Here is a 25,599-nt window from a genome sequence, read left to right as displayed (position 1 = left end):
GGAGGACGCGACAAACCCAAGCGGCGCGGCGCGCCCAAGGCTCACCTTATTGTGCAGGATCTCTGGCCCGTACCAAGTCTTATCCACACGGGAAGTCTTATCCGCATTGGGCGCGGTGAAGCATCTTCTGGTCAGCCAGAACGGCGGCCATCATCGCTTCGACCACCGGAACGCCGCGAATGCCGACGCAAGGGTCGTGGCGGCCCTTGGTGAACAATTCGGTTGCCTCGCCTTCGCGCGTGATCGTGGGCATCGGCGTCAGGATCGAAGAAGTCGGCTTGAACGCGACGCGCACCACGATCGGCTGGCCGGTGGAAATGCCCCCGGCAATGCCGCCCGCGTGGTTGGCGGTAAAGATCGGCCCATCGTTGCCCGGACGCATCGGATCGGCATTGCCTTCGCCGGTATTGGCAGCGGCGGCAAAGCCGTCGCCGATTTCGACGCCCTTGACCGCGTTGATGCCCATCATTGCATGGGCGAGTTCCGCGTCGAGCTTGGCATAGAGCGGGGCGCCCCAACCGGCGGGAACACCGGTCGCGACGCATTCGACTACCGCGCCGAGCGAGGAGCCGTCCTTGCGCGCCTTGTCCACCAGCGCTTCCCAGCGCTCGGCCGCCTTGGCATCGGGGCAGAAGAAGGGGTTGCGACCGATCTCGGCCGGATTGAACGCGGCCGGATCGATGGCATCGCCGCCGATCGCGCTGACATAGCCCAGAATGAAGACTTCGGGGATGACGAGACGCGCGACTGCGCCTGCCGCCACGCGGGATGCGGTTTCGCGCGCGGACGAGCGTCCGCCGCCGCGATAGTCGCGAAAGCCGTACTTGGCGTCATAGGCATAGTCGGCATGGCCCGGGCGATAGGCCCGCGCGACTTCGGAATAGTCCTTCGACCGCTGGTCGACGTTCTCGATCATCAGGCTGATCGGGGTGCCGGTCGTCCGACCTTCGAACACGCCCGACAGGATACGGACCTGATCGGGTTCCTGCCGCTGCGTGGTAAAGCGGGACTGTCCGGGGCGACGCGCGTCGAGGAACGGTTGAATATCCGTTTCGGTCAGGACGATGCCCGGCGGGCACCCGTCGACGACGGCGCCAAGCGCCGGTCCGTGGCTTTCCCCCCAGGTGGTGAAGCGGAAGACGTGTCCGAAAGTGTTGCGGCTCATGGCCCCCGGCCTTTGCCCAGATCGGTGCAAATGTCCACCTTTCCGCCGCGCCTGCGTGCGGGTATGCTGCGTGGCGATGTATCTCGTCGTCTTTCGCAACCGCAAGCGGGCCGATATCGACAGCGCGGCCTATGCCGCCGATGCCGACCGCATGGACGAACTCGCCCGCGCACAGCCGGGCTTTCTCTCGTTCAAGAGTTATGTCGCCGACGACGGGGAAGTCATTGCCCTGTCGGAATGGGCCGATGAAGCAGCAGCGCTGGCCTGGCGCCGGGTCGCCGAGCATGCAGAGGTCCAGGCGAAGGGGCGGCGCGACTATTACGAGAGCTATACGCTGTTTGCCGGGACGCCGGGCCGGGTGCATCGGTTTCCGTCCGAACCGACCGACGGGGCCGAACCGGCCGACCGGGCCGAGCCATGCTGAGCGGGCGTCATGTCGCTTTGGGGCCGATCTTGCCCGACGATCTGCCGCGTTTGTTCCTGTGGGGCGACGATCCGGAAATCGCCCGCCTCAACGAACCCTATCTGCCCAAGAGTCTCGATCGCGAACACGATTTCTGGCTCAACACGGCGGGTGATCCGCGCCGGGTGTTCATGGCCGTGCGTCGCAACGGGCGCTCGGACATCGTCGGATATGTACAGGTCATCGCGATCGAGCCGATCCATCGCAGTGCCAGTCTCGGCATCCTGATCGGGCGTGTCGAGGACCGTCGTCGCGGGTATGGGCGCGAGGCGATGCAGTTGGCCATCGACTTTTGCTGGAAACACCTCAACCTGACGCGGCTTTCGCTTTCCGTCCACGACGACAATGCCTCGGCCATCGCGCTTTACGAACAGCTCGGCTTCGTCACCGAAGGGGTGCAGCGACAGGCGCAGTTCATTGCCGGACGCTGGATCGACGTGCGCCTGATGGCTTTGGTCCACCCCCGCCGAACTGCCTAGGGCACCAAAACCAGCGCCCCTTCAAGAGCTCCGCGACGCAGGCGGTCGAGTGCCTCGTTGGCCTGCGCCAGCGGCAGGGCTTCGGCATGGGTGCGGATGCCTGCCTTTCCGGCAAGCGCAAGGAATTCGATGCCGTCCTCGCGGGTGAGATTGGCAACCGACAGGATCTGTCGTTCTTCCCAGAGGTCGGCATAGGGGAAGGCGGGAATGTCGCTCATGTGAATGCCGGCGCAAACCACCCGGCCGCCTTTTTTCACGGTCTTGAGCGCCATCGGGACAAGATCGCCGACGGCTGCGAAAATGATCGCCGCGTCGAGTTTTTCCGGCGGCTCTGCGCCCGAGGGCCCTGCCCAGACACAGCCGAGTTCGCGCGCGAAATCCTGTGACGCGGTGTCGCCTTCGCGGGTGAAGGCATAGACGCGGCGGCCCTGCCAGCAAGCCAGTTGCGCCAGGATGTGCGCCGCCGCGCCAAAGCCGTAGAGCCCCAGCGCCGGAGCCTCGCCCGCAAGGCGATAGGCGCGATAGCCGATCAGCCCGGCACAGAGCAGGGGCGCGGCGTGGATGTCGTCGAATTCCTCGGGCAAGGGAAAGCAGAACCGCGCGTCGGCAATGGTGTGGGTGGCATAGCCCCCGTCGCGGGTGAACCCGGTGAACAGCGGCGCGTCGCACAGGTTTTCGCGATGCGACAGGCAATAGGGGCAATGGCCGCAGGCATGGCCGAGCCACGGCACCCCGACGCGTTCGCCGGGCGTGAAGCCGGTGACCCCAGGCCCGACCGCATCGACCAGCCCCACGATCTCGTGCCCGGGGATGATCGGCAAGAGCCCGTGAATGTCGCCGTCGAGAACGTGGAGATCGGTGCGGCAGACACCGCAGGCGCGGACCGCGACCCGGATTTCGCCTTCGCCCGGTTCGGGCAGGGGGCGATCGACCGGATGGAGTGCGGTTCCCGGCGCATCGAGCTGCATGGCGTGCATGGTAGGGGCATGCGGGGCAGCGGTCATGAAGGCTCTCCGTTCGTCATCAATGCTCTTCATTCCGGGCCAGCAACGCTTTGGCCCGGGCCAGAATGTCGGCCGATAATCCGCTTGCGTCAAGGACATGCCAGCCCGGCGGGGGTGGCGGCGGATGAGCGATCTGGCGTCGGACGACATCGGCATCCGCGTCGGAAGCGTCGCTTTCGCCTGCTGCGCGACGGGCGCTGCGCTGGGTCGCGCGGGCGATCAGGACTGCGTCGGGGGCTTCGAGCCACAGCCCGGCAAAGGGCGCTCCGGCGCCTTGCGCAGCCTCCGCGGCGCCCGCGCGTTCGACCCGGCTGCCGAAGACCGCATCGACCACCACCGACTGGCCCAGCCGCAGCAGCGCTTGTGCTTCAGCCATCATGGTGCCGTACGTCCGGCGCGTGGCTTCGGGGGTATAGCTTGCGGGCGGCAGCGGGGTTTCCGGATCGATTCCGGCCAGGCGCTTGCGGATCACGTCGGAGCGCAGCCAGCGCGCGCCCGGCATCGGTCCCAGATGCGGGGCCAGGGCTCCGGCCAGAGTGGATTTGCCCGTTCCCGACAGGCCGCCGACCGCAACAAGGCGCGGCGGATCGGTGCGGGGCGCGACACAGGCGAGCGCGAAGGCGAGGTAGCGGCGGGCGGCTTCGGCCTGCTGCGCCGCGCGTGCCGGATCGGGCTGGCGGCTGGCCTCGAGCGCCCCGACATGGGCGCGGATCCCGGCGCGCAGGCTGAGGAACAGGCCGAGCGCGGGAAGGCCGTCCTGTTCGTGCGGGCGTCGGTCGCAATAGCGGTTGAGGACGAGACTGGCGCCTTCCGCCAATCCCCGGACGAGCAGGTCCATGAGCAGGAAAGCGAGATCGTAGAGCACGTCGGTCGTCGCCAGCACGGCATCGAATTCCAGACAGTCGAACAGCGTCGGGCGACCCTGCCAGAGGCAGATATTGGCGAGGTGGAGATCGCCGTGGCAGAGCCGCACATGGCCCTGCGCCGCGCGTCGGGCCAGCAAGGGCGCGTGTTCGTCGAGCAGTGTTTCCCAGCGTTCGCCCAGCATGGCGCATTGGTCCGGGGGCAGGATCTGCGGCACGGCGGCCATTGCCGCGCGATTGCCGTCGATCACGTGGCGCACCCGTTCGACGCCGTCATGACCGTGCGCGATCTCTGCGCCGTCGTGGAACCGGGCCACTGCATCGGCAAGCGAGCGGAGCAGGGCAGGCGTCAGCTCTCCGCGATCGGCCATGTCCGCGAGCAGGGCGCTGTCGGGAAAGCGGCGCATGTCGACCACCCAGTCGATTGCGGCGGGATCGGGCGGGGTGGCAGGATCGACCGGTTCGCCGAGCGTCAATGTGCCGGTCGCATCGCGACGGATCGGGCGCAAGGCGCGATAGAGATCGGGGGCCGTCCGCCGGTTGAGCACGAGTTCGGCCGCGCAGACCGCATGGCGCTTGGCCACGTCGGAAAAGTCGAGATAGCCGAGGTTGACCGCCCGCTTGAGCTTGAGCGCGCGATCCCCCGACAGGAAGATCATCGCGCAATGGGTGTCGACGCGTCGGGTGTCGTCCCCTGTGCCCAGTCCCGCAAGGAAATCGATCACGTCGCTCTGGTCATCGGCCACCGCTCGGGCTCCTCGCGTTTGCTTGTTCTTGGGAAGCACTCTGACGGTATAAACGCAAGTTCGGTTGGCAAATTCGGGACGAACCGCTTTACTTGGGCATATGACGATCAAGCTCATCTGTCTCGATGCCGACGATACGCTTTGGCACAACATGCGGCATTTCAATGCGACCGAGGATGCCTTGCTGGCGATGGTCGCGCCGTTTGCCGAGGCGCATGTCGTGCGCGAACGTCTGACCGTGTGCCAGATCCGCAATCTGCGTCTCTATGGCTATGGCGCGAAAGGTTTCACGCTGTCGATGATCGAGACCGCGCTGGAACTGGTGGGAGAGCCGCTGCCCAAGGGGATGATCGCGGACATTCTGGCGGCTGGCCGTGCCTTGCTGTCGCACCCGGTCGAACTGTTCGACGGGATTGCCGAGACGCTCGAGGCGCTGTCCGAGCGCGGGCGGCTGGTCCTCGTGACCAAGGGCGACCTCCTGCACCAGGAATCAAAGCTAGCCGCCTCGGGCCTTGGCGAATGTTTCAGCGGGATCGAGATCGTCAGCGACAAGAACGCCGACACGTTCCGCCGCCTGTTCCGCACTGAAGGCGTCGCCCCGCACGAGGCGGTCATGGCGGGCGATTCGCTGCGGTCCGACATTCGCCCCGCACTCGAGGCCGGGGCATGGGCCGCGTTCATCCCCCAACCCGGCGGCTGGGTCCACGAACTGGCGCAAGTGCCGGCCGATCATCCCCGGTTCTGCCAGCTGGAGCGGCTGGGGCAATTGCCCGACTGGATCGACACGCTCGGCTGACCGCGCGCGAAATCCCTGTTCGTCTTGCGCGGGGTGCGTCTAAGGGCGGTCTTCAATCTCGAAGGACAGTTCCATGACCATCACGCTTTACGGCATTCCCAATTGCGACACCGTCAAGAAGGCGCGGACCTGGCTGGAAACGCGCGGGATTGCCTATGCCTTCCACGATTACAAGAAAGCCGGGGCAAAGCCCGAGCAACTGGCGCGGTGGGTGGAAGTCGCCGGGCTCGACAAAGTGCTCAATCGCGCGGGGACGACGTTCCGCAAGCTCGACCCGGCGGACAAGACCGGCATCGATGACGCCAAGGGCGTCATGCTGATGGCGGCGCAGCCTTCGCTGATCAAGCGACCGATCGTCGAATATCCGGGCGGCCTGCTGGTCGGGTTCCGGGATGCGGAATGGGCTGCCGCGCTGGCCGCTTGAAAGCCGTGCTTTGGGGGCAGGTATGATTCTGCCCTCAAAAAGCCACATTTGCCCTGTTCGCGGCCTCGCGAATAAGGTACTTACAGTAATGTGAGTCCAGCCATTCATCTCTTCCCGATTGAAGTCGATCCTGGCGACATCGACTTCATGGGGCACGTCAACAACGCGTCCTACCTCAAATGGGTGCAGGAAGCGGTGATCGACCACTGGCGCGCGTTCGCCCCGACCGAAGCGGTGGCGCGCCACCTCTGGGTCGCCTTGAAGCACGAGATCACCTATCGCCGCCCGACGTTCCTTGAAGACCAGCCGATGGCCCATGTCGTGCTGGAAAAAGTGCAGGGAGCCAAGGCGTTCTACCAGACCGTGATCAAGCGCGGGGAGGAAGTCCTTGCCGAAGTGCGGTCGAGCTGGTGCTGTCTCGATGCGCAGACGCTGAAGCCTGCACGGCTTGCCCGCGACCTGATCGAGCGGTTCATTCCCGGCGGGGATTGAGCCGGCCTTCTGAACAGGCGGGGAGCCACCCTTTTTCAGGGCCTTGATTGCCGATGCGCGGGGCCGCCTGCTAGCAGGCAGAGGCGTATAATCCCGGCATCAGAAAGACTTCGTACATGATCAGCCTTGCCGCTTTTGGCGACCTGTCCGCGCTTGACCTCGGGGCTTTCGCGCCCAAGCCCACGTCCTATGAAGGCGATCAGCAGGAAGGCGCGCGCGAAGTGTGGCGCAGCGCCGACGGCGTGACCCGGATCGGCGTGTGGGAATGCACGCCCGGCCGTTTCACCGCCGATCGCACTGCCATGGCCGAATTGTGCCATATCCTGTCGGGCCAGGTGACGCTGCACAATGCCGACGGCACGACCACCGATTTCGGTCCGGGCGAAATGTTCGCCCTGCCCAAGGGGTGGACCGGGGAATGGACCATCCACAGCCGGACGCGGAAGATCTACATCCTGTCCGACGTCGGATGACGCAGCGAAGCTGACGTTATGGGTGCGGGACCGACCCGGTCCCGCCCTCTTCACGCTTCGCGCGTGACCGACACGATGTAATTGAGCGCGAGATTGTCCGACAGGTGCAGGCCTGCGGTCGGGCTCCATGCGATCCCCTTGGGATTGCCCATTTTGAGCCCCGCTCCGACGAGAAGATCGTGGAGTTCGATCGGGGTGATGAAATCCTCCCAGTGATGTGTGCCGCGCGGCACCATCCCGAGTCGTTCCGCCCCTTCGACCAGCAGCAGCCGCGAGGCGGTCGTGCGGTTGGGCGTGGACAGGATCATCAATCCGCCATCGGCCAGAGCCGCGCCGAGCGCGCCGATGAAGGCGGCCTTGTCGGCGACATGCTCGACCACTTCCATGCTGGTGACGAGATCGAACCCGCCAAGGCCCATCTCCGCGATGTCGCCGTGGCGATAGTCGATTGTCAGCCCGCCCGCTTCGGCATGGGCTGTGGCGATCGCGATGTTTTCGGCCGCCGCATCGACGGCAGTGACAGTGCCGCCCATGCGGGCAAGCGGTTCGGCAAGCAGCCCCGCGCCGCACCCGACATCGAGCGCCCGGCGTCCCGCAAGCGGGCGCAAGGTGCGCTTGTCGGTGCCGAAATGGGCGTCGATTTCGGCGCGAATGAAGGAAAGGCGGACGGGATTGAGCTTGTGGAGCATGGCCGAAGACCCGGCCGGGTCCCACCACTCTGCCGCCAGATTGCCGAAGTGGGCCGCCTCGTCCGGGCGGATGGTCGCTGGAATCGGTGTTGCATTGCGCATGCCCCACCCCTAAAGCGCCCGCGCTGCACGGTCCATGGCTGTGCGCGAAAGATTCTTACGTTTAACCTTGGAGCAGTCGCGTGGCCCGCATCGTGATGAAATTCGGCGGCACCTCGATGGCCGGTACCGAGCGCATCCGCCGCGTCGCGCGGATCGTGCAGCGCCAGCAGGCCGCCGGGCATGAAGTGGCAGTGGTCGTTTCGGCCATGGCCGGGGAAACCGACCGCCTGGTCAACTTCTGCCGCGAAGCCAGCGCGCTTTACGATCCGGCGGAATACGACGTGGTGGTGGCAAGCGGCGAACAGGTCACATCCGGCCTGCTCGCGATGCATCTTCAGGCGCTGGGGTGCAAGGCGCGCTCGTGGCTGGGGTGGCAATTGCCGATCCACACCGATGACGCCCATTCCAAGGCACGCATCGAATCGATCGATTCCGACGCGCTCCTGGCCTCGATGGCGGCCGGTGAAGTCGCGGTGATCCCCGGTTTCCAGGGTCTGACTGCCGACAATCGCATCACCACGCTCGGCCGTGGCGGTTCGGATACCTCGGCCGTGGCCGTGGCGGCCGCGATCAAGGCGGATCGTTGCGACATCTATACCGACGTCGACGGGGTCTATACGACCGACCCGCGCATCGTCGCCAAGGCAAAGAAGCTCAAGAACGTCACGTACGAGGAAATGCTCGAACTCGCGTCGGTGGGCTCGAAGGTCCTGCAGACCCGTTCGGTCAGCCTGGCGATGAAGGAAAACGTTCGCGTCCAGGTGCTGTCCTCGTTCATCGACGAAGATGCACCCGCCGCCGATACCCTGCCCGGCACGATGATTGTGTCCGATGAAGAACTTGAAGGACTGGATATGGAACGCCAGCTGATCACCGGCATCGCCGCCGACAAGAACGACGCCAAGGTCATCCTGACCGCGGTGCCCGACCGTCCGGGCGCCGTCGCCACGATCTTCGGCCCGCTGGCCGAGGCGAACATCAACGTCGACATGATTATCCAGAACGTGGGTCGCGCCGACACCGACACCGACGTCACGTTCACGGTACCCCAGGCCGATCTCGACCGGACCAAGGCCGTGCTCGAAGCCAATCGCGCGACGATCGGCTATGAAAAGCTCTCGACCGACCCCAAGGTCTCGAAGATCTCGGTGGTGGGCGTCGGCATGCGCAGCCACGCGGGCGTCGCTTCGACCATGTTCAAGGCGCTGGCTGATCGCGGGATCAACATCCAGGCGATCTCGACGTCGGAAATCAAGGTCTCGGTGCTGATCGATTCGGACGAAACCGAACTTGCCGTTCGCGTCCTGCACACCGCTTACGGCCTCGACGCCGCCTAACAGGTTTGGCCGTTGTTCGGGCGCACTCGAACAACGGCCATTTCCTTACTTCAGGTCGAAACGGTCCGCGTTCATGACCTTGGTCCAGGCCTTGACGAAGTCGGCCACGAACGGACCTTCCGCGTCGTTTGAGGCATAGACTTCAGCGACCGCGCGCAGTTGCGAATTCGATCCGAAGATCAGGTCGACACGGCTGCCTTTGAGCTTCGCTTCCCCGCTTTCGCGATCGAACCCGGTGAAGACCCCGCCTTCGGTTTCCCGCCACACGAGTGCCGTCGTCGCGCCCAGCAGGGTGCGGAAGAAGTCGTTTGACAGCACGCCGACCCGGTCGGTGAACGTGCCCAACTCTTCCGCGCCGCTTTTCACGCCCAGAACCCGCAGGCCCCCGACCAGCACCGTCATTTCCGGTGCCGTCAGGCCGAGCAGTTGCGCCCGGTCGACCAGCAGTTCCTCTTCCGATCGGCGCGGCGTGCCGCTGCGGAAATTGCGGAAGCCGTCGACTTTGGGTTCCAGCACCGCGAACGAGGCCGCATCGGTCTGCTCTTCGCTCGCGTCGGTCCGGCCCGGCGTGAAGGGAATCTCCACGTCGTGTCCGGCAGCCTTCGCCGCCGCTTCGACCGCAGCATCGCCGCCCAGCACGATCAGGTCGGCAAGGCTGACTTGCCGCTCGCCGCGTGCGTTGAACCCGGCGCGGATGGCTTCGAGCACGGCGAGCGCCTTGGCGAGTTCCGCAGGCTCGTTGACCGCCCAGTCCTTTTGCGGAGCGAGCCGGATGCGCGCGCCGTTGGCGCCGCCGCGCTTGTCCGACTGGCGATAGGTCGAGGCCGAAGCCCAGGCCGTTGCCGCCAGACGCGAGATCGACAGGCCCGAGGCAAGCAGGTCCCGCTTGAGCAAGGCGATATCGTCGGCATCGATCAGGGGGTGATCGACCGGCGGCACCGGGTCCATCCACAGGCGCGGCTGGTCCGGAACCTCGGAACCGAGATAGCGGGCATAGGGCCCCATGTCGCGGTGGGTCAGCTTGAACCACGCTTCGGCAAAGGCCTTGGTCAGCTTGTCCGGATTGCGGTGATAGTCCTCGGAAATGCGGCGATAGACCGGATCGGTGATCAGGGCGATGTCGCTGGTGAACATCATCGGCTGGTGACGACGGTCCGGGTCATGCGCGTCGGGAACGGTTCCGGCCCCGGCATCGCCCTTCGGCTTCCACTGGTGCGCGCCCGCCGGGCTTTTCGTCAGTTCCCATTCGTAGCCGAACAGGGTGTCGAAATAGCCGTTGTCCCAATGCACGGGATCGGGCGTCCACGCGCCTTCAAGGCCGCTGGTGATGGTATCCGCGCCGCGCCCGGTGCCGTGGCTGCCCAGCCAGCCCAGACCCTGTGCCTCGATCGGGGCGGCTTCGGGTTCGGGGCCCAGCGTCGAGGCATCCCCCGCGCCGTGGGCCTTTCCGAACGTGTGGCCTCCGGCGATCAGGGCGACGGTTTCCTCGTCGTTCATGGCCATGCGGGCAAAGGTTTCGCGAATGTCGCGGGCCGAGCCGAGTGGATCGGGCGTCCCGTTCGGGCCTTCCGGGTTCACATAGATGAGGCCCATCTGGACCGCCGCCAGCGGATCGTCGAGATCGCGTTCGCCGCTATAGCGTTCGTCGCCCAGCCATTCGGCTTCGGGCCCCCAATAGACTTCGTCCTCGGGTTCCCAGATGTCTTCGCGGCCGCCGCCGAACCCGACCGTGGGCAGGCCCATCGATTCGAGCGCGCAGGTCCCGGCCAGGATCATCAGGTCGGCCCAGCTCAGAGCGCGGCCGTACTTCTGCTTCACCGGCCAGAGCAGGAGGCGGGCCTTGTCGAGATTGACATTGTCGGGCCAGGAATTGAGCGGGGCGAACCGCTGGTTCCCGCTGCCCGCGCCGCCGCGCCCGTCATAAGTGCGATAGGTGCCCGCGCTGTGCCAGGCCATGCGGATGAACAGCGGGCCGTAATGGCCATAGTCGGCGGGCCACCAGTCCTGGCTTTGCGTCATCAGCGCAAAGATGTCGGCTTTCACGGCAGCGAGGTCGAGTTTCGCGAACGCGGTCCGATAGCTGAAGTCGGCGGGCAGCGGATCGACTCGGTTGGAATGCTGCGCCAGGATCGTCAGGTCGAGACGATTGGGCCACCACATCTGGTTCGACAGGCTCGCGACGATCGCGGTGCGGCTGGCCTTGGCGTGAAACGGGCATTGGCTTTGGGCGTTCATGGTCGTTCCCCACAAGTGTTCTGTGTGATCCTTGATCGATGCATTCGGTGTACAGATCGGGGGTTGATCGACAAAACGGGATAACATTGTCAGTGTGATCGGGATTGCCGATCAAGGGTCCTATCCCTTGCCCATGATCCCGGCTCCCCGTAAGGGACGCGGCCAAGCGCTCGACGCAGGGGCACCGGTTCAGGACATCGAGGATTTCAAAAATACCATGACCGCCTATCCGAAAACAGCGGCACTGATGGCGCGCGGCGCCGAATTCCTGGGCAGCCGATACGCCATCCTGTGCGGGGCCATGAGTTGGGTTTCCGAACGCAATCTCGTTTCGGCGATCAGCAATGCCGGCGGCTTTGGCGTGATCGCCTGCGGGGCGATGAGCCCGGAACTGCTCGACGCGGAAATCGCGGCGACTCGCGCGCTGACGGACCGTCCGTTCGGCGTCAATCTCATCACCATGCACCCCCAGCTTTTCGACCTGATCGAAGTGACCAAGCGGCACCGGGTCAGCCACGTCGTGCTGGCGGGCGGCATTCCGCCCAAGGGCAGTGTCGAGGCGATCAAGGAATTCGGCGCCAAGGTGCTGGTCTTTGCGCCGACCATCGCGCTCGCGAAAAAGCTGTTCCGGTCGGGCGCCGATGCGCTGGTGATCGAAGGCAGCGAAGCGGGCGGGCATATCGGCCCGGTCTCGACCGGCGTTCTGGCGCAGGAATTCCTGCCCGAACTCGCCGAGGATCACATCGTTTTCGTGGCGGGCGGTATCGGCCGGGGCGAAGCCATGGCGAGCTATCTCGAAATGGGCGCCGCCGGGGTTCAGCTCGGCACGCGTTTTGCCGCAGCGGCCGAATCGATCGCGCACCCTGCGTTCAAGAAGGCGTTCTTCCGCGCCAATGCCCGCGATGCCATCGCCTCGGTTCAGGTCGATCCGCGCCTGCCGGTGATTCCCGTCCGCGCGCTCAAGAACAAGGGCACCGAGGAATTCACCGCCAAGCAGATCGAAGTGGCCCACGCGCTCGATGCGGGCACGCTCGACATGGCGGCAGCGCAGCTTGAAATCGAACATTTCTGGGCAGGCGCCCTGCGCCGCGCGGTCATCGACGGCGACGTCGAACGCGGCTCGGTCATGGCCGGGCAGTCGGTTGGCCTCGTGACCGAGGAACTGCCGGTGGCGACGATCATTTCCAACCTGATGGGCGAATGCGAAACCGCCCTTGCCGGACGCGGCCGCATCGGCTGACGAGGGTAGACCCACTCTGATCGTCACCCCGGGCATTGACCCGGGGTCCCGCTTCCTTCGGGCAAGACAGCCGTCATGGCCTGACCCAAGTGAAAGCGGGACCCCGGATCAAGTCCGGGGTGACGAGAGTTGCTAGGGTTCCGAGGGTTCCGAAGGGAACCGGGGCTTATTTCTTGGTCAGCTCGATGGGCTGGAACATGCCCATGCCGCACGATCCGCGCGGGCCGCCGCCGGGGCCGCCGGTTTCGAGAACCGTGATGATGTCGGTGTTGCACAGCTCGCTCAGGCTCGTCGCGTACGAGAACGTGCGATAGGTGGCGAGGCTGTTGCACCGCTGGGGCAAAGTCACGCGATACCAGTCGCGGACCCCGACGCGGAAATCGATGGTCCAGTCGTCCTGAACCCGGCTTTCGCTGATATTGGCGATGGGGATGCAATTGCGCGCCGCGCCGATCGGCTTGGCGGCGGGAACATTCTTGCCGTGGCCGTCATCGCCGCCGTGAACCGGGGCGCAACCTCCGAGAGAGGCGGCACCGAGGACGGCGAGGCTGACGGCGAGAACCGGGACGAACCGCTTCATGCTGTCTTCTCCTTGCGTGCGCGCGACTTTTGCGGAGTCGCGGGACTGTCCCCCTGTGGCAGGATCTTGTCCTTGTATCCGCAAAGGTCAATGACCGGGCAGCGTTCGCAGTCCGGCTTTCTTGCCTTGCAGATGTAGCGGCCGTGCAGGATCAGCCAGTGATGCGCGCCCACGCGAAAGGGCTTGGGCACTTTTTTCTCGAGGCCCTTCTCGACCGCGAGCGGGGTTTTCCCCTTGGCAAGGCCGGTGCGGTTGCACACCCGGAAGATATGGGTGTCGACGGCAAAGGTTTCGGCCCCGAACGCGCAGTTGAGCACGACATTGGCAGTCTTGCGCCCGACACCGGGAAGCGCGGTCAGCGCGTCGCGATCGGCGGGAACTTCGCCCCCGTGCTCGCGCACGAGGATCTCGGAAAGGGCAATGACGTTCTTCGCCTTGGAATTGAACAGGCCGATCGTCTTGATGTGCTCTTTCAGGCCCTCTTCGCCCAGCGCGATCATGTCGGCGGGCGTCTTCACGATTTCGAACAGGCGCCGCGTCGCCTTGTTGACGCCGACGTCGGTTGCTTGTGCCGAGAGCGTGACGGCCACCAGCAATTGATAGACATTGCCGTATTCGAGTTCGGTTTCCGGCGCCGGATTGGCTTCGGCGAGCCGGTGGAAGAACTCGAAGATCTGCTCCCGCTTCAAAGGTCGAGCACTTCGGGCATGGAATAGCGTCCCGGCGTCCGCGTAAGCAGCCATTCGGCCGCCCGCACCGCGCCGCGAGCGAAAATGCCGCGGTTTTCGGCCATGTGCGACAGGACGAGGCGTTCGTTGTCGGCCAGGAAATGGACCGAGTGATCACCCGCCACAGTGCCGCCGCGCAGGCTGGCAAAGCCGATCGTGCCCGCTTCGCGCTTGCCGGTAATGCCGTCGCGTGCGCGCTGTTCCACGTCCTTCAGACGTTCGCCGCGACCGCAGGCGGCCGCTTCGCCCAGAAGCAGGGCCGTGCCCGAGGGTGCGTCGACTTTCATGCGGTGGTGAGTCTCGACGATCTCGATGTCCCAGTCCTCGCCCAGGCGCTGGGCCGCTTCGCGCACCAGATGGGCGAGCAGGGTGACGCCGAGCGAAGTGTTGCCGGTCTGGAGAACGGGAATCGAGACCGCCGCCGCGTCGATCAGCCAGTGATGGCGTTCTTCAAGGCCGGTCGTGCCCACGACCAGCGGCACGCCCGCCGCGATCGCCGCCTCGCACGTGAATTCGAGCGCGGCGGGCGCGGAAAAGTCGATCAGGACGTCGCTGACCCCTGCCAGCGCGCCGGGATCGCCGTCGCGCCCGACGCCTCCGGCATAGTCGTGTCCGGCCGCTGCGATGGCCGCCTGCAACGCCTGGCCCATGCGTCCCGCGCTGCCGATGATCCCGATTCTCGCCATGTGCCCCTCTTGTCTCGCTGCGTGCGCTTCATGGGCGTCTTGCCCCTACCGCGCAACCGGGATCAGCCTTCTTTGCGAGGAGTTTGCGGGTTTGTTGCGGACCAGCCGCCGCCGACCGCGCGGGCAAGCGAAACCGTCGCGCCGAGGTGGAGCGTGTGAACCTCGATGGCACGGCGCCGGGCGGCCAGCGCGGCGGTCTGGGCCGTGACGACGTCGAGATAAGTCGCCGCCCCCTTGGTATAGCGGATCATCGAGAGGTCGGCTGCCTGTTGCGCTTCGCTTGCCGCCCGGGTCTCGGCGTTTTCCTCGTCACCGTAGTGGTGGAGCGAGGACAGGCTGTCCTCGACTTCCTGAAATGCCTTGAGCGCTGTGCCGCGATAGGTCGCGCTGGCCTCGGCCCACTTGGCGCGGGCAGTGCGCAGCGCGGCATGGCGGCGCCCGCCGTCGAACACCGTCAGGGCGATCGTGGGGCCCAGCGCCCAGAAGGCATTGGGCGAGGCGACGAGCCCGGCGAGCGTCGTCGCATTGGTCCCGCCCGTTCCGCCCAGATTGACCAGCGGGAAGAAGGCCGCCTTGGCGACCCCGATCGAGCGGTTGGCGGCATAGACGCGCCGTTCGGCCGCCGCGACATCGGGGCGCCGCTGCAACAGGGTCGAAGGCAGTCCGACCGGCATTGCGGCAAGGTGGAGCGTGCCGGTCACTTGCGGCAAGGAGAAGGCCGAGGCGGGCGTACCGACAAGGCTGGCGATGGCATGTTCGACCCGCGCGCGGGTGGCGCGCACGTCGGCAAGCTGGGCCTGCGCATCGGCGAGCTGGGCGCCCGAGCGGCCGGTGTCGATCCCGGTCGCGACGCCGCCGCGAAACCGCGCGCGCACGACTGCATCGGCCTGCGCATAGGCATCGACGGTGCCGGTCAGCAGTTCGGTTTCCGCGTCGAGCCCGCGCAGGGCAATGTAGAGGCTGGCAAGATCGGCCTGAAGGCTGAGGCGAATGGCTTCGACATCGTCGATGCTCGCTTGCGCATTGGCGCGTCCGGCGGCGACTTCGCTGCGGACCCGGCCCCACAGGTCGACTTCATAGCTGATCGAGCCTTGCAGGGTATTGGCGCCGTATTCCGATTCCTGTGACGATCCGCGCAAGGGGCGGTCGTCGGACTGGCGATCGTACGTCAGCGTCGAGCCGGTGCCGATTGTCGGCAGACGGTCGGCAAGGGCCGTGCGCAAGGCGGCATTGGCTTCCTCGCGCCGGGCAAGCGCGACGGCGAGCGTCGGGCTGTCGGTTTCGAGCCGGGCTTCGAGCGCGTCGAGCTGCGGATCGCCGAGAGCTCGCCACCAGTCGCGGCCAAGCGCAGGATCGACCGGTGCCGCTTCGGCCCAGGGCCCGTCTTCGCGGAATGCGGGCGGCGTTGCGACCGCAACCGGGCGATAGGACGGGGCGCCCGAGCAACCGGCAAGGGCAAGGCCCGTCGCCAGCATGAGCGCGGTGACAAGCAGACGGGGGGAAGGGCGGCGATCAGCCATGCGAGCCCTCCACTTTGACGACTTCGCCTTCGCTGATCGAATCCGGCGGATTGGCGACGATGCGGGTCTGGGGCGTGAGGCCGGCCGCCACTTCGACCTTGCCGCCCAGATCGCGGCCCAGCACGACCGGGACAAGGTGGATGCGGCCATTGACGCCGATCGTCGCGACCTGGGTTCCGCCACCGCGCAGGACCAGCGCGCCGGACGGGATGGTCACGCGGTTGGCGGCAACCGGCAGGGCGAAATGGACTTCGGCATAGCCCCCGGCCTTGAGCTGGGTGCCGGGATTGTCGGTGGCGAGCTGTACCTGCAGCGCGCCGCTTTGCGGATTGATCGAGAACGACTGGTCGAGCACCGTGGCGTTGAACACGTGCCCCGGATAGTCGGGGACCTGCAGGGTCGCGGATTGCCCGGCATGCATCGCCGCCGAATATTGCTGGGGCACGTTGACGTAGATGCGCATGCGGTGTTCGTCGACCATCGCGAACATCGGGGTCTGCGTTGCGGCGCCCGGCCCGACGAGGTCGCCGATGTCCGAATTGCGCTGGGTGACGATGCCGCTGAACGGTGCGCGGACGGTGGCATAGGCCTTCATGGCGACCAGGCGGCCAAGCGCGGCGGCGGCTTCCTGCACTTGTGCATTGTGCGTCGCTGCGTCCGCGTTCTTTTCGTCGGTTTCCTGGATCGAGACGGCGTTGCTCTTGAGCAGGTCCTTCCACCGGGCGGAAGTGGACCGGGCGAGGGTCGCTTCGGCCTTGGCCCGGACCAGCGTGGCGCGAGCCTGGATGATCTGCTGGTCGAGTTCGGGCGTGTCGATCGCGCCGAGCGGCTGGCCTTCGGATACGGTGGCGCCAATGTCCTTGTACCAGGCGCGCACATAGCCGGCGACGCGGGCGTAGATATGGGCCGAAGTCCAGGCCTGCATCGTGCCGGGCAGGACGAGCTCGTCCGACTTGCCCGCCGATTCGGGCAGGACCAGATGGACGCTGGGCACCGCCAGCTTGTCGGAGCGTTCCTGCGCTTCCTCGGCATCGTGGTGGCGCAGGACAAGACCCCCGGCGACCACGGCAAGGGCAAGGCCCCCGATGATCAGCCCGGTCCGGGCAAGCCCCCGGGGCGGCTGCACCGTCGCGGGATCGGGCAGGCTGTGTGGATCAGACATGAAGCGTTTCCCTCTGGATGGCATGGCCCGTATCGTCGCTGCGCTCGGCGTCGGTCTCGGGGGAGAGCGGACCCGGCGCGGCCTTGCGATGGGCAAGACTGAAGACCACGGGGACGAAGACGAGCGTCGCCGTCGTGGCAAAGAGCAGGCCGCCGATCACCGCGCGGCCGAGCGGAGCATTCTGTTCGCCGCCGTCGCCAAGGCCGAGCGCCATCGGCGCCATGCCGATGATCATGGCGAGCGCGGTCATCAGCACCGGGCGGAAACGGGTCGCCCCGGCTTCGAGCGCGGCACGCAATCCGTCGCCGGTCTCGGCAAGGCGTTCGCGGGCAAAGCTGATCACCAGAACCGAGTTGGCGGTGGCGACGCCCATGCACATGATCGCACCGGTCAGCGCGGGGACCGAGAGCGTCGTGTGCGAGGCAAACAGCATCCACACGATCCCGGCGAGCGCGGCGGGCAGGGCCGAGACGATCACCAGCGGATCGACCCAGCTCTGGAAATTGACGACGATCAGCAGGTAGATCAGCACGACCGCCCCTGCGAGCCCGAGCAGGAGGCCCGAGAAGGCAGCGTTCATCGTCTGCACCTGTCCGCGCAGAGTGACCGTGGCGCCCTTGGGTACATTGGCCTTGGTGGCGTCGAGCACTTTGTGGATGTCGGCGGCAAGGGCCCCCAGGTCGCGTCCGTCTGGCGTTGCATAGATGTCGATCGCGGGACGGATGGCATAGTGGGTGATGACGGCGGGCGTGCGGCTTTCACGGATCACGCCGAGATTGCTCAGTGTCTGGAACGTCTGCGCCCCGGCGCTGCCCGTGACCGGCACGTTGCCGAGCGCGGAGATGCTGTCGGCGCGGTACTGCGGCGCCTGTACGACGATGGGGTAGGAAATCCCGGTCTTGGGGTTGAGCCAGAACGTCGGGGCGACCTGGCCGCTGCCTGCCAGATTGACCGAAAGCGCGCGGGTCACGTCGTTTTCGGTGATGCCGAGGCGATCGGCATGGGCGCGGTCGACGTCGACTTTGAGTTCCGGGTAATTGCTCGGCTGCTGGATGCGGACGTCGGCGATCCCCGCGATATGCGAGAGCGGCCCCATGATGCGGTTGGCATAGGCTTCGTTCGCTTCGTTGTCCGGGCCCGAGACGATGATGTCGATGGGGGCGGGCGCGCCGAAGTTCAGGATCTGGCTGACGATGTCGGCGGGCAGGAACGAAAACGTGCTGCCCGGAAACCGGTTGGGCAGGTCCCCGCGCAGTTCGTGGACGTATTTTGCGGTGGGGTGGTGGTCTTCCTTGAGCGTGATCAGGATGTCGCCGTCCTGAGGACCGATCCCGCCGTTGTTGGAATAGGCCATGTTGATGCCCGACACGGTCATGCCGATGTTGTCGACGATCGATGCGGTTTCGGAAGCCGGGATGACTTCGCGAATGTGGGCTTCGATATGGTCGAAGAGCGCGGCGGTTTCTTCCAGCCGGGTGCCGGTGGGCGCGCGGACGTGGATGCTGATCTGCCCGGAATCGACGGTGGGGAAGAAGTCCTGGCCGAGGAAGGGAACCAGCGCGAAGCTCGCAAGGACGACGGCAAGGAAGCCGATGACAAAGCCGCGCCGATGGGCCAGCGCTGCCGCCAGCACGCCGACATAGCCGGTGCGCAGGACTTCGAAGCGGGCTTCGAACCCGTGCTGGAACCGGCGGAAGATGTTGTGCGACGCCTCGTGCCCGGCCATGGCGTCGTGGCTGGCGGCAACTTGTACTGTTGCCGGGCCGGCATGGGCCCTGAGCAGCCAGTTGGCCATCGTCGGGACCAGCGTGCGCGACAGGATGAACGAGGCGATCATGGCAAAGACCACCGCCTTGGCCATCGGTGCGAAGAGGTAACCCGGAACCCCGCCCAGAAAGAACATCGGGACGAAGGCGATGCAGATGCACAGCAGCGAGACGAAAGCGGGCTGAACGATCTGTTTCGCGCCGTCGAGAATCGCGGCTTCGACGCTTTTCCCGTGTTCGAGGTGCCAGTTGATGTTCTCGATCGTGACGGTGGCGTCGTCGACGAGGATCCCGACCGCGAGGGCCAGACCGCCCAGGGTCATGATGTTGAGCGTTTCGCCCGCCGCCGACAGCCCCATGACCGCAGCCAGAATGGCAAGCGGGATCGAGGTCGCGATGATGACGGTCGAACGCCATGAACCGAGGAAGAGCAGGATCATCAGGCTGGTGAGCGCAGCCGCGATGACGCCTTCGCGCACGACCCCGTTGATGGCCGCTTTCACGAACAGCGACTGGTCGGACAGGAGCGCGATGTTGAGGCCATCGGGAAGGCTGGGGCGCAACTGGTCGATGGCGACCTTGGCGTCGTTGACGATGTCGATGGTCGACGCCGAACCAGCCTTGAGCAGCGTCATCAGCACCGAGCGGCGACCATCGACGCGCACTTCGTTCTGTTGCGGGGGCGAGCCGTCATGAACATGCGCGACGTCGCGCATGGTGACGGTCGTGCCGTCGACCGTCTTGATGGGCAGCGCATTGAGTGCGGCGATCGCTTCGGGCGCATTGTTGAGGCGCACGTTGTATTCGAACGTGCCGATGCGCGCGGTCCCGGCGGGTACGATCTGGTTCTGCGCGGCGAGCGCATTGCCGACATCGGTTGCCGACAGGTGCCGCGCCTGAAGAAGCTGGGGGTCAAGGTCGATCTGGATCTGGCGGACGCGCCCGCCATAGGGCGAAGGCATCGCCGCGCCCTGAACCGTCGCCAGTGCCGAACGGATCCGGTTCTGGGCAAGGTCGAAGATCTGCTGTTCCGACAGCGTGTCCGAGGACAGCGCCATTTGCAGGATCGGCACGGTCGAGGCGTTGTAGTTGAGCACCAGTGGCGGGGTGATCCCCTGCGGCATCTGCTTGAGCACCGTCTGCGAGGCGGCGGTGACCTGGGCCGTGGCGGTGCGGATGTCGACGCCGGGGCGGAAGAACACCTTGACCACGCCGATGCCGTTGTACGACTGGCTTTCCATGTGGTCGATGTCGTTGACCGTCGCGGTCAGCTGGCGCTCGTAGTAATAGACGATGCGGCCCGACATGTCGCGCGGGCTGAGGCCGTTATATTGCCACACCGCCGCAATGACGGGCACGCGAATGTCGGGAAAGATGTCGGTCGGGGTTGTGACCCAGGCGATCGTTCCCCCGAGCATGATCAGAATGGCCATCACCACGAAAGTGATCGGCTTCGACAGGGCGATCTTGACCAGGTTCAGCATGCCCTTGCCATGCGCAGGCATGGCCGTTCGCGGCAAATAAACTAAATTTCACTGCCTCTGCAGCGGGGCGGTGATGCGCGCGACAAGGCCGGGATGCGCGTCGTCAAGGCGAAGGGCAAAGTTGTGCAGGGCAACGATCGCCGCGACGAGGCTGAGCCCCAGACCCGATCCCGGCGCGCCTGCACTGCCGCTGCCGCGTTGGAACCGGTCGAGCACGAGCGCGTGTTCGTCGACGGGAATGCCGGGCCCCTCGTCGGTGACGGACATGTCCACCGTATCGCCCCTGCCCGCGACGCAAAGGCGGATGGTGCCGCCGGTCGGGCTGAACTTGATGGCATTTTCGACAAGATTGCTGACCGCTTCGAACAGCAGCCTCTCGTCGGCCTGGATGCACAGGCCCCGGGGGCCTGCCACGCGCAGCACGATGCCGCGTTCCTCGGCCAGCGGCTCGTACAGTTCTGCCACGCCTTCGACCATTTCGAGCGGGTCGAGCGGGGCGAATTCGGCATTCCGGCTCGATGCTTCCAGCTCGGAAATGCGCAGGAGCGCGCGAAAGCGGTCGAGCGCGGCATCGAGTTCGTCGCGGGCTCCGGCCAGCAACTTTGCGGCCTCGCTGTCCGGCGCATCGGCGATCCCGGGTAAGAGCGCCAGGCGTTCGAGTCGAGTGCGCACATGCGAGAGCGGCGTGCGCAAGTCGTGGGCAATAGCATCGGTCGCGCCTTTCACCTGACGCAGCAGGCGCTCGATTTCCTCGACCATGGTGTTGATGATCGCGGCGATCATGTCGAATTCGTCGCTGCGCGGGGTGACGGCGAGACGCAGTTGCAATTCGCCCATGGCGATGCGGGTGGCGACTGACTGGAAACGGCGGATGCGCGCGATCGGGCCGCGGCTGAGCGCGATACCGGCAAGGAGGGCAAAGACCACAGCGCCGGCCCCGCTGACGAGCGTGATCGTCAGCATCCGCGCGCGCAAGTCGACGATGGGGGAGACATCGCGCGAGACGACCACGGTCATGTGGTCGGCCGTTGGCAGAGCAAGCGCGCGTACCGGAGCCCCGCGCGGACCCCGGCTGCGTTCGAAGACGCGGCCCATCGGGAACGGACGCGACAGGGCCGGATCGCCCAGAATGAGGTGCCCTTGCGGATCAAAGACGGCAATCGCTTCCAGTCCGCTGGTCGAATCATGCATCGCCGTCGTGATCGGGGCGAGATGGTCCATGGCGGTCGTTTCGGCGAGCATGTGCGCCTTGCCCACAACGGTCTGGTCGATCCGGCGGGTGAATTCGTCCATGGTCAGGGTGTAGAACAGCCAGAGCAAGGCCCCGACGGCGACGATGAAGACCCCTGTCAGCCCGGCGGTCAGCCGGAACGCGCTGGTGTGGCGCAAGTCGACTATGCGCGGCGCGACGGGTTTGGGGCGCGGCGCGACGGGTTCGGGGCGTGGTGCAACGGGTTCGGGGCGCGGTGCAACGGGTTTGGGGTGAGGCATCGACCGGTTTTATGCATCCTGGTCGGGAACGGCCAGTCGATAGCCTTCGCCCTTGATCGTCTCGATCGGGGCGGGCCAGTCGGCACGTTCCAGTTTGCGGCGCAAGCGGGCGATGTGCACGTTGATGAGATTGTCGCTCGCTTCGAAATAGCGGCCCCAGACTTGTTCGAAAATGACCTGTCGGGCAACGACGTGTCCGGCATGGCGCACCAGGAATTCGAGCAGGCGGAATTCCTTGTTCAGCAATTCGACCGCTTCGCCCATGACCCAGGCCTTGCGCTTGACCAGATCGAGTTCGAGGGGGCCGGCGCGCAGGAACCCGTCTTCGGGATAGTCGCGCGCGCGGCGCAGCAGGACTTCGATGCGGGTGACCATTTCGGCAGGGGAAAAGGGTTTCGCGAGATAGTCGTCGCCGCCCGCGCGCAGCCCGGCAATGCGTTCGTCGACATCGCCCAACGCGGAAATGACGAGGACCGGCGTCGTGATCTGGCGTGCGCGCATCCGCGCCACCAGCGTCAGCCCGTCAAGGCCGGGCAACATGCGATCGACCGTCGCCGCGTCGAACCGTTCGGCCGCGAGCCGGTCGAGCGCCGTGCGTCCGTCGGCCAGATGGACGACAGTGTGATGTTCTGCCTCCAGCGCGGTGCGGATGAGCGCCGCGGTCTCGGTGTCGTCCTCGACGACCAGGATCTGTGCCACGATATGCCTGTTGAAATTCCGGTCCAGTGTCCGGGAATTGGCGTCTGCGCGCGCCGGTTCAAGTAAAATCGGGTTCACCTGCCACATGGGCCGGTGCGGGCGGGCGCCAGCGGAGTTCGTCGATGAGGACGCGCAGGGCAGGGGAAACCTGGCGATGGCCGGGGTAATAGAGGTGATAGCCGGGATAAGGTTCGGACCAGTCGGTCATCAGCGGAACCAGCGTCCCGTCGGCAAGATGAGGGGCGACTCGCCCGGCGGGCAGGAACGCGATGCCGAACCCGTCGAGAGCGGCCTGCAACACGAGGCGGGCGGTGTTGAACGTCACTTGTCCTGCGACCCGGACGCGAGTCTCGCGTCCGCCCTGGCCCAGTTCCCAGGCATAGACCGCTCCGTGCGTGGGCAGGCGGATATTGATGCAGCGGTGCCGGGTCAGGTCTTGTGGACGTGCAGGCGGCGTGCGCCCGGCCATGTAGGAAGGGGCCGCAACCATGGTCATGGTGAGGTCCGGGCCGATCGGCACCGCGATCATGTCGCGTTCGATGATGTCGCCCGAACGGATCCCGGCATCGAGCCCGGCCGCGACGATGTCGGTCAGTCCGTTGTCGACCACGATCTCGACTTCGATGTCGGGATAGGCGGGCAGGATGCGGGCAAGGCGGGGCCAGACGACCTGTTCGGCGGCATCCTCGTCCGCAGTCAGGCGGACAAGTCCGGCGGGGCGCGTGAAACTTTCGCTCAGGGCCGCGAGTTCCCCGGCAATGGCCTCGAAATGCGGGGCGATCCCGCAGGCGAGGCGTTCCCCGGCAAGCGTTGGAGCCACCGATCGCGTGGTGCGGTTGAGCAGGCGTACACCGAGCCGGGCCTCGAGTGCGGCGATCGTGCGGCTGAGCACGGGTTGCGACATGCCCAGCTGGGCGGCGGCGCGGGTGAAGCTGCGTTCGCGCGCCACGGCGAGGAACGCGCGCAGCTGGTCATGGTCGGCTTCGCTCATTCATGCTCCACAAGCATAAGTGCATGTCTCAATAGGCGCCTTATCGAAACAAGCCAATGCGCCTAGAACCGGTCCCTCCCTCTCTCCCTGCTTTTCGCAAAAAGGAAAACCGATGACGGTTCATGCCCTTGGCACGCCCGCGGCCGATCAGCCCGTGGCGGCGATGACGATTCCCCGGCGCGGACCGGGTGCGCGCGATGTCGCCATCCGCATTCTCTATTGCGGTGTCTGTCATTCCGACTTGCACACCGCGCGCAACGAATGGGCCAACACCATCTATCCGTGCGTCCCCGGCCACGAGATCGTCGGCGAAGTGACGGCGGTCGGCAGCGACGTGACCAAGCACAAGGCGGGCGACATTGTCGGTGTCGGCTGCATGGTCGACAGTTGCCGCACGTGCAGCGCCTGTCACGACGGGCTGGAGCAGTTCTGCGAAACCGGCATGGTGCAGACCTACAATTCGCCCTGTGCCGATGCGCCGGGGCATACCATGGGCGGCTATTCCGAAGCGATCGTCGTCGATCAGGACTTCGTGCTCAAGGTCAGCCACCCGCGCGAACAGCTGGCGGCGGTCGCGCCGTTGCTTTGCGCCGGGATCACCACCTGGTCGCCGCTGCGTCACTGGAACGTCGGGCCGGGCAAGAAAGTCGGCATCGTCGGGATCGGTGGGCTCGGTCACATGGGGATCAAGCTGGCAAGTGCGCTTGGTGCGGAAACTTATGCCTTCACCACCAGCCCCTCCAAGCGGGACGCGGCACTGGCGCTCGGTGCGACGGGCGTGATCGTCTCGCGCAATGCCGAGGAAATGGCCGCTCATGCGGGCAGCTTCGATTTCATTCTCGATACCGTTGCCGCCTCGCACGATCTCGATGCCTATGTCACCTTGCTCAAGCGGGACGGCACGTTGTGCCTCGTCGGCGCACCCGAAGAACCCCATCCCAGCCCGACGGTCTTCAACCTCATCTTCGGACGGCGCTCGATTGCCGGATCGCTGATCGGGGGGATCGCCGAAACGCAGGAAATGCTCGATTTCTGCGCCGAAAAGGGGATCGTGTCGGACATCGAGATGATTGCCGGGACGGATATCGAAACCGCTTATGCCCGGATGCTCAAGGGCGACGTCCGCTACCGCTTCGTGATCGACATCGCGACTCTGGCGGCCTGATTGCCATACTCCGCACGCTCCGGGCGAAACCGGGGCGTGCGCCCCTTTGCCCCATTTCCCGGATGACCGCAGCCCGGTCGCTCTGGCATGAAGGGGCCATGACCACACCGCACAAGATCGTCATCCTGACCGGAGCCGGGATTTCCGCCGAAAGCGGCATCGATACCTTTCGCGACGGCGGCGGGCTGTGGGAACAGCACCGAGTCGAGGATGTCGCGACGCCCGAGGCTTTCGCACGCGATCCCGAACTGGTGCAGCGGTTCTATGACATGCGCCGTGCCGCCGTTCAGACCAAGCTGCCCAATCCCGCGCATGTCGCGCTGGTGCGGCTCGAACGGGAATGGCCGGTGCGGGTTCCCGGCGGAGACGTCACTCTCGTCACCCAGAATGTCGACGATCTTCACGAACGCGGCGGATCGTTGCGGGTCATTCACATGCACGGCGAACACCTGAGCGCCTGGTGCACGGCGTGCGATGCGCGCAGCCGTTGGGACGGGCCGTTGATTCATCGTCCGGCCTGTCCGGCCTGCGGCGTCCCCGCCTTGCGGCCCGACATCGTCTGGTTCGGCGAAATCCCCTATCGCATGGACGAGATCCACGAGGCCCTGAGCGAAGCGGATCTCTTCGTGTCGATCGGGACATCGGGCGCGGTCTATCCGGCGGCGGGATTCGTGCGGCTGGCGCGCGAACTCGGTCTTGCGACGCTCGAACTCAATCTCGAACGCAGCCAGGGTTCCGGCTGGTTCCATGAAACCCGGTTGGGAGCGGCCAGTGAAATCGTGCCGGCCTGGGTGGACGGCTTGTTGGACGCCTGACCGC

The 25,599-nt window shown here is 65.9% G+C and carries 24 protein-coding genes; 10 read left to right on the top strand and 14 right to left on the bottom strand.

The window, feature by feature from the left end; genetic code table 11:
* Positions 1-97 precede the first annotated feature (97 nt).
* Complete coding sequence (aroC, locus tag Y88_RS10525) at positions 98-1,165, bottom strand: chorismate synthase (RefSeq protein WP_008069009.1); 1,068 nt, start codon at positions 1,163-1,165, stop codon at positions 98-100.
* A gap of 76 nt (positions 1,166-1,241) precedes the next feature.
* On the opposite strand from aroC, the gene Y88_RS10520 reads away from it, so the two are divergent.
* Together Y88_RS10520 and Y88_RS10515 are read left to right on the top strand one after the other, a co-directional pair.
* Positions 1,242-1,589 carry an antibiotic biosynthesis monooxygenase family protein gene (locus tag Y88_RS10520; protein WP_008069007.1) on the top strand — a complete coding sequence of 116 codons (348 nt, stop codon included), beginning with the start codon at positions 1,242-1,244 and terminating at the stop codon, positions 1,587-1,589.
* Positions 1,583-2,107 (top strand): GNAT family N-acetyltransferase, encoded by a 525-nt coding sequence (locus tag Y88_RS10515; protein ID WP_008069006.1) that lies wholly within the window; start codon positions 1,583-1,585, stop codon positions 2,105-2,107. Before Y88_RS10520 ends, Y88_RS10515 begins: the two co-directional genes overlap by 7 nt.
* Here the strand turns inward: Y88_RS10515 and Y88_RS10510 are convergent.
* Positions 2,104-3,084, bottom strand: a complete 981-nt coding sequence (locus Y88_RS10510; protein ID WP_008069005.1) for a zinc-dependent alcohol dehydrogenase family protein — start codon at positions 3,082-3,084, stop codon at positions 2,104-2,106. The two genes, Y88_RS10515 and Y88_RS10510, sit on opposite strands and share 4 nt — an antisense overlap.
* 46 nt (positions 3,085-3,130) lie before the next feature.
* Entirely contained in the window at positions 3,131-4,720 is a 1,590-nt protein-coding gene (locus Y88_RS10505; protein ID WP_008069004.1) for a bifunctional aminoglycoside phosphotransferase/ATP-binding protein, read from the bottom strand.
* A 100-nt stretch (positions 4,721-4,820) separates the two neighbouring features.
* Here Y88_RS10505 and Y88_RS10500 point away from each other — a divergent pair, with 100 nt between their 5' ends.
* The 4 genes from Y88_RS10500 (at position 4,821) to Y88_RS10485 (ending at position 6,905) form a co-directional block, all read left to right on the top strand.
* Entirely contained in the window at positions 4,821-5,516 is a 696-nt protein-coding gene (locus Y88_RS10500) for an HAD family hydrolase (protein WP_008069003.1), read from the top strand.
* 73 nt (positions 5,517-5,589) lie between these two features.
* Positions 5,590-5,940, top strand: coding sequence for an arsenate reductase (locus Y88_RS10495; RefSeq protein ID WP_008069002.1), 351 nt, complete (start codon positions 5,590-5,592; stop codon positions 5,938-5,940).
* 90 nt (positions 5,941-6,030) lie between these two features.
* Complete coding sequence (locus Y88_RS10490) at positions 6,031-6,432, top strand: acyl-CoA thioesterase (RefSeq protein WP_008069000.1); 402 nt, start codon at positions 6,031-6,033, stop codon at positions 6,430-6,432.
* A 116-nt stretch (positions 6,433-6,548) separates the two neighbouring features.
* Positions 6,549-6,905, top strand: coding sequence for a cupin domain-containing protein (locus Y88_RS10485; protein WP_008068994.1), 357 nt, complete (start codon positions 6,549-6,551; stop codon positions 6,903-6,905).
* A 50-nt stretch (positions 6,906-6,955) separates the two neighbouring features.
* Here the strand turns inward: Y88_RS10485 and ubiG are convergent, their stop codons facing one another.
* Positions 6,956-7,696, bottom strand: coding sequence for a bifunctional 2-polyprenyl-6-hydroxyphenol methylase/3-demethylubiquinol 3-O-methyltransferase UbiG (gene ubiG, locus Y88_RS10480; RefSeq protein ID WP_008068993.1), 741 nt, complete (start codon positions 7,694-7,696; stop codon positions 6,956-6,958).
* Between the two features lie 80 nt (positions 7,697-7,776).
* On the opposite strand from ubiG, the gene Y88_RS10475 reads away from it, so the two are divergent.
* Complete coding sequence (locus Y88_RS10475; RefSeq protein WP_008068992.1) at positions 7,777-9,033, top strand: aspartate kinase; 1,257 nt, start codon at positions 7,777-7,779, stop codon at positions 9,031-9,033.
* Positions 9,034-9,078: 45 nt separating this feature from the next.
* On the opposite strand, the gene katG is transcribed toward Y88_RS10475, so the two are convergent.
* Complete coding sequence (gene katG / locus Y88_RS10470) at positions 9,079-11,268, bottom strand: catalase/peroxidase HPI (protein WP_018075664.1); 2,190 nt, start codon at positions 11,266-11,268, stop codon at positions 9,079-9,081.
* Between the two features lie 217 nt (positions 11,269-11,485).
* On the opposite strand from katG, the gene Y88_RS10465 reads away from it, so the two are divergent.
* On the top strand, positions 11,486-12,508 hold the full coding sequence (locus Y88_RS10465) for an NAD(P)H-dependent flavin oxidoreductase (RefSeq protein WP_026166913.1): 1,023 nt from the start codon (positions 11,486-11,488) through the stop codon (positions 12,506-12,508).
* Positions 12,509-12,674: 166 nt separating this feature from the next.
* Here Y88_RS10465 and Y88_RS10460 read toward each other — a convergent pair whose 3' ends face one another.
* From Y88_RS10460 to Y88_RS10420, 9 genes are all read right to left on the bottom strand, one after another.
* Positions 12,675-13,088, bottom strand: coding sequence for a hypothetical protein (locus Y88_RS10460; RefSeq protein ID WP_008068985.1), 414 nt, complete (start codon positions 13,086-13,088; stop codon positions 12,675-12,677).
* Complete coding sequence (gene nth, locus Y88_RS10455) at positions 13,085-13,777, bottom strand: endonuclease III (RefSeq protein WP_008068983.1); 693 nt, start codon at positions 13,775-13,777, stop codon at positions 13,085-13,087. Before nth ends, Y88_RS10460 begins: the two co-directional genes overlap by 4 nt.
* On the bottom strand, positions 13,774-14,502 hold the full coding sequence (gene dapB, locus Y88_RS10450; RefSeq protein WP_008068981.1) for a 4-hydroxy-tetrahydrodipicolinate reductase: 729 nt from the start codon (positions 14,500-14,502) through the stop codon (positions 13,774-13,776). Before dapB ends, nth begins: the two co-directional genes overlap by 4 nt.
* 62 nt (positions 14,503-14,564) lie before the next feature.
* Positions 14,565-16,022, bottom strand: coding sequence for an efflux transporter outer membrane subunit (locus tag Y88_RS10445; RefSeq protein WP_008068979.1), 1,458 nt, complete (start codon positions 16,020-16,022; stop codon positions 14,565-14,567).
* Positions 16,015-17,184, bottom strand: a complete 1,170-nt coding sequence (locus Y88_RS10440) for an efflux RND transporter periplasmic adaptor subunit (RefSeq protein WP_008068977.1) — start codon at positions 17,182-17,184, stop codon at positions 16,015-16,017. Before Y88_RS10440 ends, Y88_RS10445 begins: the two co-directional genes overlap by 8 nt.
* Positions 17,177-20,434 carry an efflux RND transporter permease subunit gene (locus tag Y88_RS10435; protein ID WP_198133352.1) on the bottom strand — a complete coding sequence of 1,086 codons (3,258 nt, stop codon included), beginning with the start codon at positions 20,432-20,434 and terminating at the stop codon, positions 17,177-17,179. The genes Y88_RS10440 and Y88_RS10435 overlap by 8 nt, the downstream gene beginning before the upstream one ends.
* A gap of 48 nt (positions 20,435-20,482) precedes the next feature.
* Complete coding sequence (locus Y88_RS10430; protein ID WP_008068973.1) at positions 20,483-21,925, bottom strand: sensor histidine kinase; 1,443 nt, start codon at positions 21,923-21,925, stop codon at positions 20,483-20,485.
* Between the two features lie 9 nt (positions 21,926-21,934).
* Positions 21,935-22,624 (bottom strand): response regulator transcription factor, encoded by a 690-nt coding sequence (locus Y88_RS10425; RefSeq protein ID WP_018075663.1) that lies wholly within the window; start codon positions 22,622-22,624, stop codon positions 21,935-21,937.
* Between the two features lie 58 nt (positions 22,625-22,682).
* On the bottom strand, positions 22,683-23,615 hold the full coding sequence (locus Y88_RS10420) for a LysR family transcriptional regulator (RefSeq protein ID WP_008068970.1): 933 nt from the start codon (positions 23,613-23,615) through the stop codon (positions 22,683-22,685).
* A gap of 112 nt (positions 23,616-23,727) precedes the next feature.
* On the opposite strand from Y88_RS10420, the gene Y88_RS10415 reads away from it, so the two are divergent.
* Positions 23,728-24,780, top strand: coding sequence for an NAD(P)-dependent alcohol dehydrogenase (locus Y88_RS10415; RefSeq protein ID WP_008068968.1), 1,053 nt, complete (start codon positions 23,728-23,730; stop codon positions 24,778-24,780).
* Between the two features lie 98 nt (positions 24,781-24,878).
* The gene (locus Y88_RS10410; protein ID WP_026166912.1) at positions 24,879-25,595 is read left to right on the top strand and encodes an NAD-dependent deacylase; all 717 of its coding nucleotides are present in this window, start codon (positions 24,879-24,881) and stop codon (positions 25,593-25,595) included.
* The last annotated feature ends 4 nt before the right edge of the window (positions 25,596-25,599 follow it).

The organism is Novosphingobium nitrogenifigens DSM 19370, from assembly GCF_000192575.1.
Taxonomy (GTDB): Bacteria; Pseudomonadota; Alphaproteobacteria; order Sphingomonadales; family Sphingomonadaceae; genus Novosphingobium; species Novosphingobium nitrogenifigens.
This window is presented reverse-complemented; position numbering and strand designations above follow the sequence as displayed.

Bases quoted from the DNA above. Each gene is read 5' to 3' on its own strand.
- aroC (WP_008069009.1), bottom strand. From the start codon at position 1,165: ATGAGCCGCAACACTTTCGGACACGTCTTCCGCTTCACCACCTGGGGG.
- Y88_RS10520 (WP_008069007.1), top strand. From the start codon at position 1,242: ATGTATCTCGTCGTCTTTCGCAACCGCAAGCGGGCCGATATCGACAGC.
- Y88_RS10515 (WP_008069006.1), top strand. From the start codon at position 1,583: ATGCTGAGCGGGCGTCATGTCGCTTTGGGGCCGATCTTGCCCGACGAT.
- Y88_RS10510 (WP_008069005.1), bottom strand. From the start codon at position 3,084: ATGCACGCCATGCAGCTCGATGCGCCGGGAACCGCACTCCATCCGGTC.
- Y88_RS10500 (WP_008069003.1), top strand. From the start codon at position 4,821: ATGACGATCAAGCTCATCTGTCTCGATGCCGACGATACGCTTTGGCAC.
- Y88_RS10495 (WP_008069002.1), top strand. From the start codon at position 5,590: ATGACCATCACGCTTTACGGCATTCCCAATTGCGACACCGTCAAGAAG.
- Y88_RS10485 (WP_008068994.1), top strand. From the start codon at position 6,549: ATGATCAGCCTTGCCGCTTTTGGCGACCTGTCCGCGCTTGACCTCGGG.
- ubiG (WP_008068993.1), bottom strand. From the start codon at position 7,696: ATGCGCAATGCAACACCGATTCCAGCGACCATCCGCCCGGACGAGGCG.
- katG (WP_018075664.1), bottom strand. From the start codon at position 11,268: ATGAACGCCCAAAGCCAATGCCCGTTTCACGCCAAGGCCAGCCGCACC.
- Y88_RS10465 (WP_026166913.1), top strand. From the start codon at position 11,486: ATGACCGCCTATCCGAAAACAGCGGCACTGATGGCGCGCGGCGCCGAA.
- Y88_RS10460 (WP_008068985.1), bottom strand. From the start codon at position 13,088: ATGAAGCGGTTCGTCCCGGTTCTCGCCGTCAGCCTCGCCGTCCTCGGT.
- dapB (WP_008068981.1), bottom strand. From the start codon at position 14,502: ATGGCGAGAATCGGGATCATCGGCAGCGCGGGACGCATGGGCCAGGCG.
- Y88_RS10445 (WP_008068979.1), bottom strand. From the start codon at position 16,022: ATGGCTGATCGCCGCCCTTCCCCCCGTCTGCTTGTCACCGCGCTCATG.
- Y88_RS10440 (WP_008068977.1), bottom strand. From the start codon at position 17,184: ATGTCTGATCCACACAGCCTGCCCGATCCCGCGACGGTGCAGCCGCCC.
- Y88_RS10435 (WP_198133352.1), bottom strand. From the start codon at position 20,434: ATGCTGAACCTGGTCAAGATCGCCCTGTCGAAGCCGATCACTTTCGTG.
- Y88_RS10430 (WP_008068973.1), bottom strand. From the start codon at position 21,925: ATGCCTCACCCCAAACCCGTTGCACCGCGCCCCGAACCCGTTGCACCA.
- Y88_RS10420 (WP_008068970.1), bottom strand. From the start codon at position 23,615: ATGAGCGAAGCCGACCATGACCAGCTGCGCGCGTTCCTCGCCGTGGCG.
- Y88_RS10415 (WP_008068968.1), top strand. From the start codon at position 23,728: ATGACGGTTCATGCCCTTGGCACGCCCGCGGCCGATCAGCCCGTGGCG.
- Y88_RS10410 (WP_026166912.1), top strand. From the start codon at position 24,879: ATGACCACACCGCACAAGATCGTCATCCTGACCGGAGCCGGGATTTCC.